The sequence below is a fragment of the Streptomyces sp. NPDC021096 genome, assembly GCF_040641275.1.
Lineage (GTDB): Bacteria > Actinomycetota > Actinomycetes > Streptomycetales > Streptomycetaceae > Streptomyces.
Map to the genome: position 1 here is coordinate 83,149 of NZ_JBFADG010000020.1, position 13,586 is coordinate 96,734.

17 protein-coding genes and 1 other RNA gene are annotated in these 13,586 nt (G+C 71.9%); 10 read left to right on the top strand and 8 right to left on the bottom strand.

The window, feature by feature from the left end:
* Positions 1-144: 144 nt before the first annotated feature.
* The 4 genes from AB0G59_RS22615 (at position 145) to AB0G59_RS22630 (ending at position 4,005) form a co-directional block, all read left to right on the top strand.
* Entirely contained in the window at positions 145-1,182 is a 1,038-nt protein-coding gene (locus AB0G59_RS22615; RefSeq protein ID WP_360914337.1) for an iron-siderophore ABC transporter substrate-binding protein, read from the top strand.
* A gap of 75 nt (positions 1,183-1,257) precedes the next feature.
* Positions 1,258-2,097: a Nif3-like dinuclear metal center hexameric protein gene (locus tag AB0G59_RS22620; protein ID WP_360914340.1), complete on the top strand. Its 840-nt coding sequence runs from the start codon at positions 1,258-1,260 to the stop codon at positions 2,095-2,097.
* A gap of 13 nt (positions 2,098-2,110) precedes the next feature.
* On the top strand, positions 2,111-2,854 hold the full coding sequence (locus tag AB0G59_RS22625) for a C4-type zinc ribbon domain-containing protein (protein ID WP_360914436.1): 744 nt from the start codon (positions 2,111-2,113) through the stop codon (positions 2,852-2,854).
* A gap of 5 nt (positions 2,855-2,859) precedes the next feature.
* Complete coding sequence (locus AB0G59_RS22630; RefSeq protein WP_360914343.1) at positions 2,860-4,005, top strand: bifunctional RNase H/acid phosphatase; 1,146 nt, start codon at positions 2,860-2,862, stop codon at positions 4,003-4,005.
* Between the two features lie 22 nt (positions 4,006-4,027).
* Here the strand turns inward: AB0G59_RS22630 and AB0G59_RS22635 are convergent, their stop codons facing one another.
* Entirely contained in the window at positions 4,028-4,396 is a 369-nt protein-coding gene (locus AB0G59_RS22635; protein WP_360914346.1) for a hypothetical protein, read from the bottom strand.
* A gap of 98 nt (positions 4,397-4,494) precedes the next feature.
* The gene (locus tag AB0G59_RS22640) at positions 4,495-4,854 is read right to left on the bottom strand and encodes a hypothetical protein (protein ID WP_360914349.1); all 360 of its coding nucleotides are present in this window, start codon (positions 4,852-4,854) and stop codon (positions 4,495-4,497) included.
* A gap of 134 nt (positions 4,855-4,988) precedes the next feature.
* On the opposite strand from AB0G59_RS22640, the gene AB0G59_RS22645 reads away from it, so the two are divergent.
* Entirely contained in the window at positions 4,989-5,909 is a 921-nt protein-coding gene (locus AB0G59_RS22645) for a helix-turn-helix transcriptional regulator (RefSeq protein ID WP_360914352.1), read from the top strand.
* A complete protein-coding gene (locus tag AB0G59_RS22650) occupies positions 5,809-6,015 on the top strand; it encodes a DUF397 domain-containing protein (protein WP_360914355.1) in 207 nt (68 codons plus the stop codon). The genes AB0G59_RS22645 and AB0G59_RS22650 overlap by 101 nt, the downstream gene beginning before the upstream one ends.
* Here the strand turns inward: AB0G59_RS22650 and AB0G59_RS22655 are convergent.
* Positions 5,978-6,895: an alpha/beta hydrolase gene (locus AB0G59_RS22655; RefSeq protein ID WP_360914439.1), complete on the bottom strand. Its 918-nt coding sequence runs from the start codon at positions 6,893-6,895 to the stop codon at positions 5,978-5,980. The genes AB0G59_RS22650 and AB0G59_RS22655 overlap by 38 nt on opposite strands.
* Positions 6,896-7,146: 251 nt before the next feature.
* On the opposite strand from AB0G59_RS22655, the gene AB0G59_RS22660 reads away from it, so the two are divergent.
* Positions 7,147-7,848 (top strand): TetR/AcrR family transcriptional regulator, encoded by a 702-nt coding sequence (locus tag AB0G59_RS22660; RefSeq protein ID WP_360914358.1) that lies wholly within the window; start codon positions 7,147-7,149, stop codon positions 7,846-7,848.
* 19 nt (positions 7,849-7,867) lie between these two features.
* On the opposite strand, the gene AB0G59_RS22665 is transcribed toward AB0G59_RS22660, so the two are convergent.
* From AB0G59_RS22665 to yaaA, 4 genes are read right to left on the bottom strand one after another with little or no spacing between them, the layout of a single operon-like run.
* Positions 7,868-8,266 (bottom strand): hypothetical protein, encoded by a 399-nt coding sequence (locus tag AB0G59_RS22665; protein WP_360914361.1) that lies wholly within the window; start codon positions 8,264-8,266, stop codon positions 7,868-7,870.
* Entirely contained in the window at positions 8,263-8,547 is a 285-nt protein-coding gene (locus AB0G59_RS22670; protein WP_360914364.1) for a hypothetical protein, read from the bottom strand. The genes AB0G59_RS22665 and AB0G59_RS22670 overlap by 4 nt, the downstream gene beginning before the upstream one ends.
* A 41-nt stretch (positions 8,548-8,588) precedes the next feature.
* On the bottom strand, positions 8,589-9,224 hold the full coding sequence (eda, locus tag AB0G59_RS22675; protein WP_360914367.1) for a bifunctional 4-hydroxy-2-oxoglutarate aldolase/2-dehydro-3-deoxy-phosphogluconate aldolase: 636 nt from the start codon (positions 9,222-9,224) through the stop codon (positions 8,589-8,591).
* 53 nt (positions 9,225-9,277) lie between these two features.
* Entirely contained in the window at positions 9,278-10,075 is a 798-nt protein-coding gene (gene yaaA, locus AB0G59_RS22680; protein WP_360914369.1) for a peroxide stress protein YaaA, read from the bottom strand.
* A 96-nt stretch (positions 10,076-10,171) separates the two neighbouring features.
* Between yaaA and AB0G59_RS22685 the strand changes: the two genes are divergently transcribed.
* The 3 genes from AB0G59_RS22685 to AB0G59_RS22695 all read left to right on the top strand — a co-directional run bounded on the left by AB0G59_RS22685 (position 10,172) and on the right by AB0G59_RS22695 (position 12,849).
* Complete coding sequence (locus tag AB0G59_RS22685) at positions 10,172-11,635, top strand: RNB domain-containing ribonuclease (protein ID WP_360914372.1); 1,464 nt, start codon at positions 10,172-10,174, stop codon at positions 11,633-11,635.
* A 29-nt stretch (positions 11,636-11,664) separates the two neighbouring features.
* Positions 11,665-12,074: RNase P RNA component class A (gene rnpB, locus AB0G59_RS22690), an RNA gene on the top strand.
* A 208-nt stretch (positions 12,075-12,282) separates the two neighbouring features.
* Positions 12,283-12,849: a hypothetical protein gene (locus AB0G59_RS22695; protein ID WP_360914375.1), complete on the top strand. Its 567-nt coding sequence runs from the start codon at positions 12,283-12,285 to the stop codon at positions 12,847-12,849.
* Here the strand turns inward: AB0G59_RS22695 and AB0G59_RS22700 are convergent.
* Entirely contained in the window at positions 12,836-13,579 is a 744-nt protein-coding gene (locus tag AB0G59_RS22700; RefSeq protein ID WP_360914378.1) for a TetR family transcriptional regulator, read from the bottom strand. The genes AB0G59_RS22695 and AB0G59_RS22700 overlap by 14 nt on opposite strands.
* Between the last annotated feature and the right edge of the window lie 7 nt (positions 13,580-13,586).

Consider the following 13,586-nt stretch of genomic DNA (forward strand, 5'->3'; position numbering starts at 1 on the left):
CCCGGCGCTTCACGCGTAAGGGTGTTGCTTGTCCGGTTTGCCTGAGGGGCGGGGGGTGGGTGTGCTGCATCCGTTCCGGCTGATTAAGGTAAGGCGAGCCTAAGTGGCCATCCCCCCACTCATGCACCACCCCAGGAGTCCCCGATGTCCCTGCGCCGCCGCGGCACCGCCGCCGTCGCCCTGTCCATAGCCGCCGCGCTCGCGCTCACCGCCTGCGGATCGTCGGGCGACGGGGAGGACAAGGCAGGCAAGGACGGCGGCGCGGGCTCCAAGAGCGTCGCGCAGGGCGGCAAGGACTTCGGCAAGGCCGCCGAGGAGACGGCGAAGATGGGCACGGACGCCCAGCCGGGCCGGTTCCCGCGCACCGTCACCCACGCGCTCGGCAAGACCGAGATCAAGGAGATGCCCAAGCGCGTCGTCGTCCTCGACGTCGGCGAGCTCGACAACGTCGTCTCCCTCGGCATCAAGCCCGTCGGCTGGGCCCCCAGCGAGGGCAGCAAGGACATCCCCGAGTACCTGAAGAAGGACATCGGCGAGCCCAAGAGCGTCGGCACCATCAACAACCTCAACCTCGAGGCCATCAACGAGCTCAAGCCCGACCTGATCCTCGGCAGCAAGCTGCGCGCGGAGAAGAGCTACAAGGACCTCTCCAAGATCGCCCCGACCGTCTTCTCCGTCCGCCCCGGCTTCACGTGGAAGGAGAACTACCTCCTCAACGCGGCCGCCCTCGACAAGACGGCCGACGCCAAGAAGCAGCTCGCCGCCTACGAGGCCAAGGCGAAGAAGCTGGGCGAGGACCTCGGCGGGAAGAAGCCGACCATCAGCATGGTCCGCTACCTCCCGCAGTTCACCCGTCTGTACGCCCAGCAGTCCTTCATCGGCACCGTCCTGAAGGACGCCGGCCTGCCCCGGCCCAAGATCCAGCAGGCCGACAAGCTCGCGGTCGAGATCAGCCCCGAGAACATCGACAAGGCCGACGGCGACTGGATCTTCACCGGCGTCTACGGCGACGTCGAGAAGACCAAGCGGAACTCCGCCGAGGAGAACCCGCTGTGGAAGAACCTCGAGGCGGTCAAGAAGAGCCAGGCCAAGGACGTCCCCGACGAGACCTGGTACCTGGGCCTGGGCGTCACGGCCGCGAACAGCGTCCTCGACGACCTGCGCGGCTTCCTCGTGAAGTAGGCCGCCGCGCCGGATCCCACGGATCCGGCGAACAGCGAGAGCCGTACGGGCACGGGAGCCAGGTAGCCTTTCCCCGTGCCCGTACTGTCTGAAGTCATCGCCGCCCTCGACGCCCTGTGGCCCCCGGAGCGGGCCGAGCAGTGGGACGCCGTCGGTACGGTCTGCGGCGACCCCGACGCCACCGTCGGCCGGGTCCTGTTCGCCGTCGACCCCGTCCAGGAGGTCGTCGACGAGGCCGTACGGCTCGGCGCCGACCTGCTCGTCACCCACCATCCGCTGTACCTGCGCGGTACGACGACGGTCTCGGCCGCCACGTTCAAGGGCCGCGCCGTGCACACCCTGATCAAGCACGACATCGCCCTGCACGTCGCGCACACCAACGCCGACCGCGCCGACCCCGGCGTCTCCGACGCCCTCGCCGGCGCCCTCGACCTGCGCGTCACCGGCCCCCTCGTGCCGGACGCGAGCGACCCCGCCGGGCGCCGCGGCCTCGGCCGGATCTGCGAGCTCGACCCGCCGATGAGCCTTTCCGAGTTCGCCGAGCGCGCCGCCAAGCGCCTGCCCGCCACCGCGCAGGGCATCCGCGTCGCCGGCGACCCCGAGCGCACCGTCCGCACCGTCGCCGTCTGCGGCGGCTCCGGCGACTCCCTCTTCGATGAGGTACGGGCCGCCGGCGTCGACGCCTACGTCACCGCCGACCTGCGCCACCACCCCGCCTCCGAGGCCCAGCAGCACAGCCCGCTCGCCCTGGTGGACGCCGCGCACTGGGCCACCGAATGGCCCTGGACCGAGCAGGCCGCGGCCCAGCTCGACGAGATTTCCGACCGCCACGGCTGGGGCCTGCGCACCCATGTCTCCCGTACGGTCACCGACCCCTGGACCGCCCACGCGGCGTCGTCCGCCCATCACCACTAAGAGGAGCCCCCAAATAAACGCCGCGCCCGCCGACCAGATCCGCCTTCTCGACCTCCAGGCCCTGGACGTCCGCCTCACCCAGCTCTCGCACAAGCGCACGAGCCTGCCCGAGCACGCCGAGATCACCACCCTCGAGGGCGATCTCGCCCAGCACCGCGACCTCCTCGTCGCCGCGCAGACCGAGGAGAGCGACTGCGCCCGCGAGCAGAAGAAGGCCGAGACGGACGTCGACCAGGTCCGCCAGCGCGCCGCCCGCGACCAGCAGCGCCTGGACTCCGGCGCCGGCATGTCCCCCAAGGACCTGGAGAACCTCCAGCACGAGGTCGTCTCCCTCGCCAAGCGCCAGGGCGACCTGGAGGACGTCGTCCTCGAGGTCATGGAGCGCCGCGAGGCCGCCCAGGAGCGGGTCAAGGAGCTGACCGGCCGGGTCGAGTCCGTCCAGGCCAAGGTCAACGACGCCGTCGCCCGCCGGGACGCCGCCACCGAGGTCATCGACACCGAGGTCGCCACCGTCACCAAGGAGCGCGAGGTCGTCGCCGCCTCCATCCCCGCCGACCTCATCAAGCTGTACGACAAGCTCCGCGCCCAGTCCGGCGGCGTCGGCGCGGCCCGCCTCTACCAGCGCCGCTGCGAGGGCTGCCGCCTGGAGCTGAACATCACCGAGGTCAACGAGGTCCGCGCGGCCGCCGCCGACGCCATCGTCCGGTGCGAGAACTGCCGCCGCATCCTGGTCCGTACGCCCGAGTCCGGCCTGTAAGCACCATGGCGAATCGCTTCATCGTCGAGGCGGACGGCGGTTCCCGGGGCAACCCGGGCCCCGCCGGCTACGGCGCGGTGGTGCTCGACCCCGCCACCGGCGAGGCGCTGGCCGAGGCGGCGGAGTACATCGGCACGGCGACGAACAACGTCGCCGAGTACAAGGGCCTGATCGCCGGCCTGGAGGCCGCGAAGGCGCTCGACCCGGACGCCGAGATCCAGGTCCGCATGGACTCCAAGCTCGTGGTCGAGCAGATGTCCGGCCGCTGGAAGATCAAGCACCCGGACATGAAGCCGCTCGCCGCCCGGGCCCAGCGGATCTTCCCCGCGGGCCGGGTCGCGTACCAGTGGATCCCGCGCGAGAAGAACAAGCACGCGGACCGGCTGGCCAACGAGGCCATGGACGCGGGCCAGGCCGGCCGGACGTGGGAGCCGGGCCGCTCGTCGGCCGCACTCGAGGTCCCCGTCGCCGAGCCGCTGGCGGAGCCCAAGGCCGCTCCGGTCGGCTGGGGCGCCGCGGCCGACCTCGGCACGCCCACGACCTTCGTCCTGCTCCGGCACGGCGAGACCGCCCTGACGCCGCAGAAGCGCTTCTCCGGCAGCGGCGGTACGGACCCGGAGCTGTCGGCCGCCGGCCGTCGGCAGGCCGAGGCGGCAGCGGCCGCGCTGGCCGCCCGGGGCACCATCCAGGCCGTCGTCACCTCGCCGATGCGGCGCTGCCGGGAGACCGCCGACGCGATCGCGAGCCGGCTCGGGCTGGAGGTCCGCGTCGAGGAGGGCCTGCGCGAGGCCGACTTCGGCGCGTGGGAGGGACTGACCTTCGCCGAGGTCAAGGAGCGCTTCCCCGAGGACCTCGACGCCTGGCTCGCCTCGTCGAAGGCCGCCCCCACCGGCGGCGGCGAGAGCTTCGCGACGGTGGCCCGGCGGGTCGCCGTGGCGCGGGACAAGATGCTCGCCCGCTACGCGGGCCGCACGGTCCTGCTCGTGACGCATGTGACGCCGGTCAAGACCTTGGTGCGGCTGGCACTGGGCGCACCGCCGGAGTCGCTGTTCCGCATGGAGCTCTCGGCGGCCTCCCTGTCGGCGGTGGCCTACTACGCGGACGGCAACGCCTCGCTGCGGCTGCTCAACGACACCTCGCACCTGCGGTAGCCGGCACGGGTGAGCCCCGCGATCACGCGGGGCGCACCCGTGCCGCCCCCAGCCGCTTGCGTTCCCGGTCCTCGATGTCCTGCGGGCGGTCCCCGGTGGCCGCGACCCTCGGACAGGTGGGGCACTCCCACAGGTCCGGCGTGCCGAGGGCCGGCGGCGTCATGGGCACCGCGCAGTGCGGGCACTCCACGGTGACCGGCTCCACGTGACCGCACGTCCCGCAGACCCACAGCGGGCCCTCGCAGTCGTGCTGGCGCCACGCGGTCCGCTGACACCGGGAGCAGCCACTGGTCACGATCCCGGCCCGGGGGCTTATGACGGGCGGTTCCGGGGTCGTGTCCGCGTACTCGATGAGCTGCGCCCTGAGGCGGTCATCGTTCGTATTGGCCATCCGGAGCAGATGTGCGACTCGCGAGCGTGCTTCGTCAACGAAATCGTTCATGGCGGCTGCAGGTTATCGCCCCGCCGGTCACCCGCGTTCACATGTGGTCAATGAGCCGCCCGTTGGTGTCGCCCCATGGCGGCGGCCATGGCGGCCGCGGTATGCAGATCCTTCTCCCCGACCGCTCTGGCCCGGCGCCTCTTGATGTCCGCGCACTCCGGGCACCGGCCCGTGAGCGTCCGCCGCAACCCGTCGATGATCTGCAGCGCCACGTCGACGCGCAGCGGCGGGAACTCCACGTATCCGTTGCCGCTCATGGGTTCCGCGGCGGTGATGTCCAGTGCCCAGCCGTGGTCGCGGCACACCGCCCGTAGATCGGCCGCCGTCTGGGCGGAGATGCGGCGCAGGTCGGCGTCGGAGGGCGAGAGGGGAGGGGTGGGGGTGGTGGGGTAGGGGATGGGCGCCATCGGTTTCCTCGTGCTTGACGTTGAAACACCCCATGTGGGTGACCAACTACCGGTTGTCGCTCCAGAGTTCCGCGCGGCGACCTAGGCTCACAACGTTTTGCACGTGCCATGGGCAAGCTGTCACAGGGGGAAGTGTGAAGCGACGCAACGGCGCCAATGGAGCGACGACGGCCGCGGTGTTCGGCGAGGTGCTGCGGCACCACCGGGAGGTCGCGGGGCTGACGCAGGAGGAACTGGCGGGGAAGATTCCGTGCGATCGGTCGCTGGTGGCGCGGGTGGAGTCCGGTACGCGGGTGCCCCAGCGCCACCTCGTCGTGGCCTGCGACCGATCGCTCGGTACGGGGGAGATGTTCCTCGGCCTGTGGGAGAAGATCGACTGGTACCCCTGCACTTCTCATCCCGACTGGTTCAAGCGGCGGGTGGAGATGGAGGCGAAGGCGGTGGTCCTTCGTGAGTACGAGGCAGACGTGGTTCCCGGGCTGTTGCAGACAGAGGAATATGCGCGAGCGCTGCTCTCGCAGATCTTCTCGGGCCGCGAACTGGACGAGCGGGTGGCGGCCCGAATGAGCCGGCAACAGTGTTTTCTGAAGGCCGACGGCCCGCTTCTGATCCTGGTCCTGGACGAGAGTGCCATCCGCAACGTCGTGGGGAACAGGGCGGTGATGCGCGACCAGTGCGAGCAACTGCTGCTCGCGGGCGAGCGGCCGAACATGCGGGTTCAAGTCGCGCCGTTCGACGTACCGCTGATCAAGCCGAAGGGCCCGATGTCGCTGATCAGCCTGCCTGGCGGGGAGGACTGGGTGTACTCGGAATCCTTGGAAACGGGCCACTTCATCAATGATCCGGCGATTATCGCGCGCTACACCAGGCTCTATGATGTGCTCAGGGCTGACTGCCCATCAAGCTCTGAATCCGCCGCCTTGATCAGCGATGCGATGGAAGGGTATGCGCGCGATGACGACATGGCGCAAGAGCAGTTACAGCGGGCACGATGCCGGGAACTGCATAGAAATAGCCCCCCATATCCCCGGCTTCGTCCCCGTAAGGGACAGTAAGCGCCCCCACGGCCCCGCCCTGGTCTTCTCCGCCCCCGCGTGGAACGCATTCGTCGCGGCGACGAGGTCTACAGCGACCGTACGAACCGGATCAGCGCATCCGTGACCTCCTCGGGCCGCTCCTGCTGGGCCCAGTGCCCGGCACCCTTCAGCAGGACCGCAGGTCGCAGGCGCGGAACGGACGCCGTGGGTCCGGCGAGCATGGCCTGGGCCTCGGGGGCGTGGAAGGCGCCGTCGCGGTCGCCGACGACGTACAGCGCCGGCACCTGGATGGGGGCGTCACGCCACCGCGCGGTCAGCTCCCAGTTGCGGTCGAAGTTGCGGTACCAGTTCAGGCCGCCGGTGAACCCTGAGCGCCGGTACTCCGCGACGTAGGTGTCGATGTCGCGCTCCGTCAGCCAGGCGGGCAGGCGGTCCGGCTGGGTGAGGGAGTCGACGATCCTGCCGCTGGCGGGGATGGTGGCGTTCCAGCCCGGCCCGTCGCCGGAGCCGGTGTAGAGGATTCCGCGCAGGAAGCCGCGCGGGTCGCGGGCGAAGTCGGCGTCGGAGAGGCCCGGCTGCTGGAAGTAGACGATGTAGAAGTGGTCCCCGTTCGCGGCCCGCAGGGACTCGACGGGGGTCGACGACCCCTTCGGTTCCGCCCAGCGGTGCGGAACGCTGAGCCCTGCCACGCCTCTCACCCGGCGCGGGCGCATCAGCGCGGTGTGCCAGGCGACGATGGCTCCCCAGTCGTGGCCCACGACCGTGGCGTGCTGCTCGCCCAGCGCGTCGATGAGGCCGGTGACGTCGTCGACCAGGTGGGCGATGTCGTAGTCCTCGACCCGGTCCGGGCGGCTCGTACTGCCGTAGCCGCGCTGGTCGGGTGCCACGACGCGGTAGCCGGCGGCGGCGAGGGCGGGGATCTGGTGGCGCCAGGAGTACCAGGACTCGGGCCAACCGTGCAGCAGCAGGACCAGCGGCCCCGAGCCGGCCTCGGCGATGTGCATGCGCAGGCCGTTGACGCGGATGTGGCGGTGCCGGATTTGGGGTGCGGGTGCGGCGTGGGCGGGGGAGAGCAGGGTGGAGGAGGCGAGCAGCGCGGCCAGTCCCGCGCCGCCCGCGCCACGGAGTAAGCCGCGGCGGGACAAGCTGTCTGAACTCATCGGAGAACTCCCCTTCGTGATGGTGCGTTGGAAAACTACACACCGTTCAGTTTTGCCACGCCGCACAGTAGCGCAACCCTGTAGAGTGTCAACCCATGGGAGCCCCGACGCAGACCCGCCGAGAACGCCTACGGGCGGAAACCACCGCGGAAATCAAGGCGGTTGCGCTCGCGCTCATGGCCGAGGGCGGTCCGGGGGCGATCTCGTTGCGCGCCATCGCCCGTGAGATGGGCATGACCGCGGGCGCGATCTACGGGTACTTCCCGACCCGGGACGACCTGGTCACCGCGCTGATCGACGACGTCTACACCTCGCTCGTCGACACGGTGGAGACCGCGCGCGACGCGCTGCCGACCGGGGACGTGGCGGGGCGGATCATGGCCTGGGGGCAGGCGTTCCGGGACTGGTCACTGGCCAACCCCGAAGGCTTCCGGCTGATTTACGGCGACCCGGTGCCGGGCTACCAGCCGCCCGGGGACGGACCGGCGGCCGGCCCGGAACACCGGGCGTGTGCGGGGCTCAGCGGGCTCGTCGCGGCGGCGTGGCCGCACGCGGAGGCGCTGCACGGCGGGGCGGGGTACGAGTGGTCGGACTTCGACCCCAAGCTCGCGGGATCGGTGCGTGAGGCGTTCCCGGGCCTTCCGCCGGACGCGGTCGCGCTGGCGCTGCGGGTGTGGGGCCGCATGCACGGGCTGGTGTCGCTGGACGTCTACGGCCGCTTGCGGTGGCAGGCGCGCGACGCGGAGCGGCTCTACCGCGAGGAGATGCGCGACCTGATCCGCTCTTTGGGGCTGTGAGTTCGCCCCGCCCCCACGGTCAGTAGAAGCCCAGCATGCCGGGTGAGTCGATGTCCACGGTGACCACACCGGGCGGGTACGCGTCTTCGTCGCCGGTCAGCAGGAGCGACATGCCGGTGAACTCAGGGCGCGGTAGCGCGCAGTACAGGGCGTGGCACGTGTCCGGTGCGCCGTAGCCGTCGCGAATCATCTTGCCGACGCTGACGGAGGCGACCATGTCGAGGCTGTCGACGACGACGGAAGCGAGGGCGAGTACGCGACGGGACACGTCAGCATCGTTCGCCTCGGCCTGCATGAGGCACAGGGAGGGGACGCTGAGGCGGTCGCCGGGGGTGCGCGCCATGTTGCCTGCGAGGAGGCTCAGCGTCTTGTGGCCCTGCGCGAGGGCTGTGACGGCGCTGGTGTCGAGGATGATCACGCGGCGCTGTCCCGGGCCGCCCTGGCCTTGTCCGCGGCGATCTTGTAGATGTTGCCGAGAATGTCGGGAGCTCGGTCGAACTCCTCGTCGCTGATATCGAGGCCGATGACCTGTCGCACGACCTCCCGGTCGGCGGCCAGCTGCTCTGCGCGCTGCGCGGCGGTCGGCTGTTCGGCGGCGAGGGCCTCGACCAGCTGGCCAATGCTCATGCCGCGTTCTTTCGCGAGTTCGGCCAGGTGGTCGCGGGTCTCCCGCGGTACCTGAATCGTCGTGGAGGCCATAGCGCCACTATAGGGTCCCCGTGGCCACCGGCGCAGCCCGTTCAGTCCCTGAGCCCGGCAGCCCGGCGGGCCAGGCGTTCCACCCGCCCCCAGTCGCGGCACCGCACCGCGTCGTCCGGCACCATCCACGTACCGCCCACGCATCCGACGTTCGGCAGCGAAAGGTAGGCGCGGGCCGACTCCGGGCCGATGCCGCCCGTCGGGCAGAAGCGGGCGGCCGGCAGGGGGCCGGCGAGGGCTCGTAGGTACGGGGCGCCGCCCGCGGCCTCGGCGGGGAAGAACTTCATCTCGCGCACCCCGCGCTCCAGCAGGCCCAGCACCTCCGATGCCGTGGAGACGCCCGGCAGGTAGGGCACTCCCGTGGCGCGCGCCGCGTCGAGCAGGGGTTCCGTGCAGCCGGGGCTGACCAGGAAGCGGGCCCCGGCCGTGACGGCGGCCTCCGCCTGTGCGGGGCGCAGAACCGTACCGGCGCCGACGACCGCCTCCGGCACGGCGTCCGCGACCGCCCGTAACGCGGTGAGCGCCGTGGGCGTCCGCAAGGTGATCTCGATCGCGGGGAGGCCGCCCGCGACGAGGGCCCGGGCGAGCGGGACGGCGTCGTCGGGGTCCGCGGCGTCGGGCAGGACGACGACGGGGATGACGGGCGCGAGATCCAGGAGACCGGGCACGCCGGTCATCCTGCCGACGCGCCGCGGTCACCGCAATGGGCGTTGCGCCCCGCGCAATCGCGCTAGAGCTCGGTCACCACGACGTCGAGCGCCCAGGGCTTGCCGCCCTTGGCCGGGGCGTCGCCCTCCACCGCGTACCCCAGCTCGCGCAGGGCCTCCGCCAGCTCGCGCGGGGAGGCGGGCTCGTGGCCGGCGGTGAGCAGGTCGCGGACGAGGCGCCCCTTGGTGGCCTTGTTGAAGTGGCTGACGACGGACCGCTTCTCGACGCCGCCCACGACCTTGGACTGCAGGACGCGGACCGTGGCGGTCCGCTCGGCCAGCTCGCCCTTCGGCTTCCAGGCGGTGGCGTACGCGGCCGAGCGCAGGTCCAGGACCAGCCCGTCGCCGGCGGCCTCGGGAAGGACATCGGCCATGGGGTCGCGCCAGTAGGCGCCGAGCGCGCCCAGGCCGGGCAGCTTGACGCCCATCGAGCAGCGGTAGGAGGGGATGGCGTCGCCGATGCGCACCGCGCCCCACAGGCCGGAGAAGACCAGCAGCGAGCGGTCGGCCGCCCGCCGGGCGGTCCCGCTCAGGGTGGCGATGCCCAGGGCGTCGTACAGGACGCCGGTGTAGATCTCGCCGGCCGGGCGGGTCGGCGCCGTGCGCAGCTCGGCGTTCTTCGCGATCTCGCCCCGCAGGCCGGGGCTCAGGCCCAGGACCTCGGCGGCCTTGTCCTCGTCGCCGCGGCTCAGCTCCACCAGCTCCGCCAGCACGGCCTGCCGGGCCCCGCTCAGCCCCGGCAGGGACAGCGCCCCGGCCGCCAGCGGCTTTCCGGCGCCACCGGTGGCCTTCCCCTCGGACGGCGGCAACAGCACGAGCACGGTTCGGTCTCCTTATGGCGTGGACAACTCCTGCACCCTAACGCCGTCCGCCGCGCTCGCCGTGCCGCGAGCCGGTGGCGCCCCTAGGCTCGGGGCATGCCCCGCCGCCCGATCCATGTGACGGACACGGAGCGCACCCCGCTTCTGGCGGCGCTGCGTGCGCTGCGCGAGCGGACGCATGTGCCGGAGCGGTTCCCGGAGCGCGTGCTCCAGGAGGCCGAAGAGGCTGTGCGGCGGCCGCGCATGCCCGCGTACGACGCGAGGGACGTGCCGTTCTTCACGATCGACCCGCCGGGGTCGAAGGATCTCGACCAGGCGATGTTCCTGGCCCGGCGGCGGGGCGGCTACCGCGTGCACTACGCGATCGCGGACGTGGGCGCCTTCGTCCTGCCCGGCGGTGCGCTGGACGAGGAGGCGCACAGCCGGGTGATGACCCTGTACTACCCGGACGTCCGCATTCCGCTGTATCCCGAGAGCCTGGGCGAGGGCGCCGCGAGCCTGCTGCCGGACTACGACCGGCCCGCCGTGCTGTGGCGGCTGGACCTGGACACGGACGGGCAGGTGGTGGCGACGGACGTGCGGCGCGCGGTCGTACGGAGCCGGGCGCGGCTGGAGTACGCCGGGGTGCAGCGGGTCATCGACGCGGGGACGGCCGAGGAGCCGCTGTCGCTGCTGCGGGAGATAGGCATGCGGCGGGAGGAACTGGAGCGGACGCGCGGGGGCATCTCCCTGAACGTGCCGGAGCAGGAGGTGGTGCGGCGGGGGGACGGCCACTACGCGCTGGCGTACCGGGTGCCGCTGCCGGCGGACGGCTGGAACGCGCAGATCTCGCTGATGACGGGGATGGCCGCGGCGCGGCTGATGCTCGGCGCGGGCACGGGCGTCCTGCGCACGCTGCCGGCCGCGCCCGAGGGCGCGGTGGAGAGGCTGCGGCGGGTGGCGAAGGCGCTGGGCGTGGCGTGGCCGGCGGAGATGCCGTACGCGGTGGTCGTGCGGGCCCTCGACCCGAAGAACCCGCAGCACGCCGCGTTCCTGCAGGAGTGCACGACCTTGCTGCGCGGCGCCGGCTACGCCGCCTTCGACCGCGACCGCCCCACCACCCTCCCCGCCCCCGCCGACCCCGGCCACGCCGCGCTCGCCGCCCCGTACGCCCACTGCACCGCCCCGCTGCGGCGCCTCGTCGACCGCTACACCAGCGAGCTGTGCGTCGCGGCGGAGGCGGGGCTCGCCGCCCCCGAGTGGGTACGGGCGGCGCTCGACGAGCTGCCCGGCGAGATGGAGCGCGGCGCCCGGCGGGCCGGCGAGGCGGAGCGGGAGTGCGTGGACCTGGTGGAGGCGGCGCTGATGCGCGACCGGATCGGGCAGGTCTTCGACGCGTACGTGGTCGACGTCCTGGAGTCCCGGCCGACGGCGGGCACGGTGCACCTGTACGACCCGGCGGTCGTCGGCCACGTCGAGGGCGACGGAGACGGGCCGCCGCTGCCGCTGGGCAAGCGCATGCGGGTGCGGGCGATCCAGGCGAATCCGGGGCGCGAGAAGGTGTGGTTCGCCCCCGCGTGAGCGGCCGGTAACATGGTCGTCACGGCGGACGAGCCGGCCGGGCGGCCGCGTGGGATCCTCACGGATCCCCCGAGGAACGTCCGGGCTCCATACGGCAGGGTGGTGGGTAACGCCCACCCGGGGTGACCCGCGGGACAGTGCCACAGAAAACAGACCGCCGGGGATCTTCGGATTCCCGGTAAGGGTGAAACGGTGGTGTAAGAGACCACCAGCGTCCGGGGTGACCCGGACGGCTAGGTAAACCCCACCCGGAGCAAGGTCAAGAGGGGCAGCCGCTTCACGGCGGCGGCCCTGCGCGGACGACCGAGGGCTGCCCGCCCGAGTCCGCGGGTAGACCGCACGAGCCTGTCGGCAACGGCAGGCCTAGATGGATGGCCGCCTCCCCGGGCCCCGCAAGGAACCCGGGAGACAGAACCCGGCGTACAGGCCGACTCGTCCGCCTCCAACCCCCTCTGACCTGCGAAAACAGGCTCGGTGGGGGCTTTCTTTTGGGCCCTGGGGAGATTCTGGGGGGAATGCGTGGCAGTGGCGGCCGCCATCGCCGTGGCCGGGCCTCGCGGGCCGAAAAACGGCTGGTGGCCTTCGGCCGGGGCCGGGAGCCTGTTCTGCGCCGTGTGATCAGTGCGGCTTCGAACGGGAGGAAGCTCATGGAGAACGCTGTGCGGGGCCTTCGGGCGGGTCGTCGGAGATCCGTCGTCGCCGGATGTCTGGCCCTGGCGGCCTTGTCCGCCCCGGCCGGGGCGGCGCGGGCGGCGGCACCGGCGGATCCCGTCGAGCCCGGGGTGCCCACCTATCTGGTCGCCACCGCCTTCGACCGCGGGCTCACGTCCGGAGCCAAGGGGGAGTACGGGGACCAGGCGCGGTTCACGGACCGGGCCGGGCAGTACGGGCAGGCCCTGACCTTCGAGAAGAAGACGGGCAGCGGGCCGTACGACAACGGCTATGTCATCAGGACGAACCGCCCGGGCAACGAGAACACCCTGTGCCACTACTACGGCCGCGCCGTCCTGACCACGGACGAGAACTGCCGGCGCAACCCCTGGGTCGTCGAGGCCAAGGGCGATGCGTTCCTGCTCAAGACGCGGTGGGACGGGGAGTACCTGTACCTGGCCGCGTCTGCGTCCATCGACGGCGACAGGCAGCTGTACGCGAAGTCCCGGTACGTCGACGACGGTCGCCGGTTCGCCGAGTTCAAGGCGGTCAGGGCCCGGTAGGGCCGCCGCCTTGTTCCGACGGCCTCTTGCGGGCCGTGACCGTCTGGGCCATGCCCGGCAGGAAGTCCGTGAACAGTTCGTGCACTTCGAGGACGAGCGGGCGCAGCACCCGGAAGCGGGCCAGGGAAACGCCGCGGGTGGTCAGGCGGGCGCCGCGGTCGGCCAGGCGGCGGCTGCGTTCGCGGTCGGGGGAGCGGTCGAAGACCCAGTACAGGACGAGGCCCATCTGGGACAGCCACAGCAGCTCCGGCAGTACGTCCGCGAGCTCGGCCGGCACCTTGGCCCGGGAGCCCGCCAGTACCTCGCGGTGGACGGCGATGGCCGCCTCGCGTGCGTGCTCGGACTCGGGGGAGAAGGGGCTGAGGGGGCTCTCCGGGTCGGCGGCGTTCTTGAAGAACTGTGCGGCGAACTCGTGGTACGGCGCGGCGATGTCCAGCCATGCCTGCAGCACCCCGGAGAGCCTCGCCTCCAGGTCGGTCTCCCGGTCCAGCACTTCACGGACCGCCGCCTGGTGCTCGGCGGCGATCCGGTCGTAGAAGCCCTGGATCAGGTGTTCCTTGCCGGCGAAGTAGTAGTACGCGTTGCCGACGGAGACCCCGGCCTCCTTGGCGATGACCCGCATCGTGGTCTTGTCGTAGCCACGCTCCTGGAAGAGCCTCATCGCGGTCTCCAGGATGAGGGTGCGCGTCTGCTCGCTCTTGGCCGGTCGGGGCTCGTTCTCTGCTGGCACGGTCAGA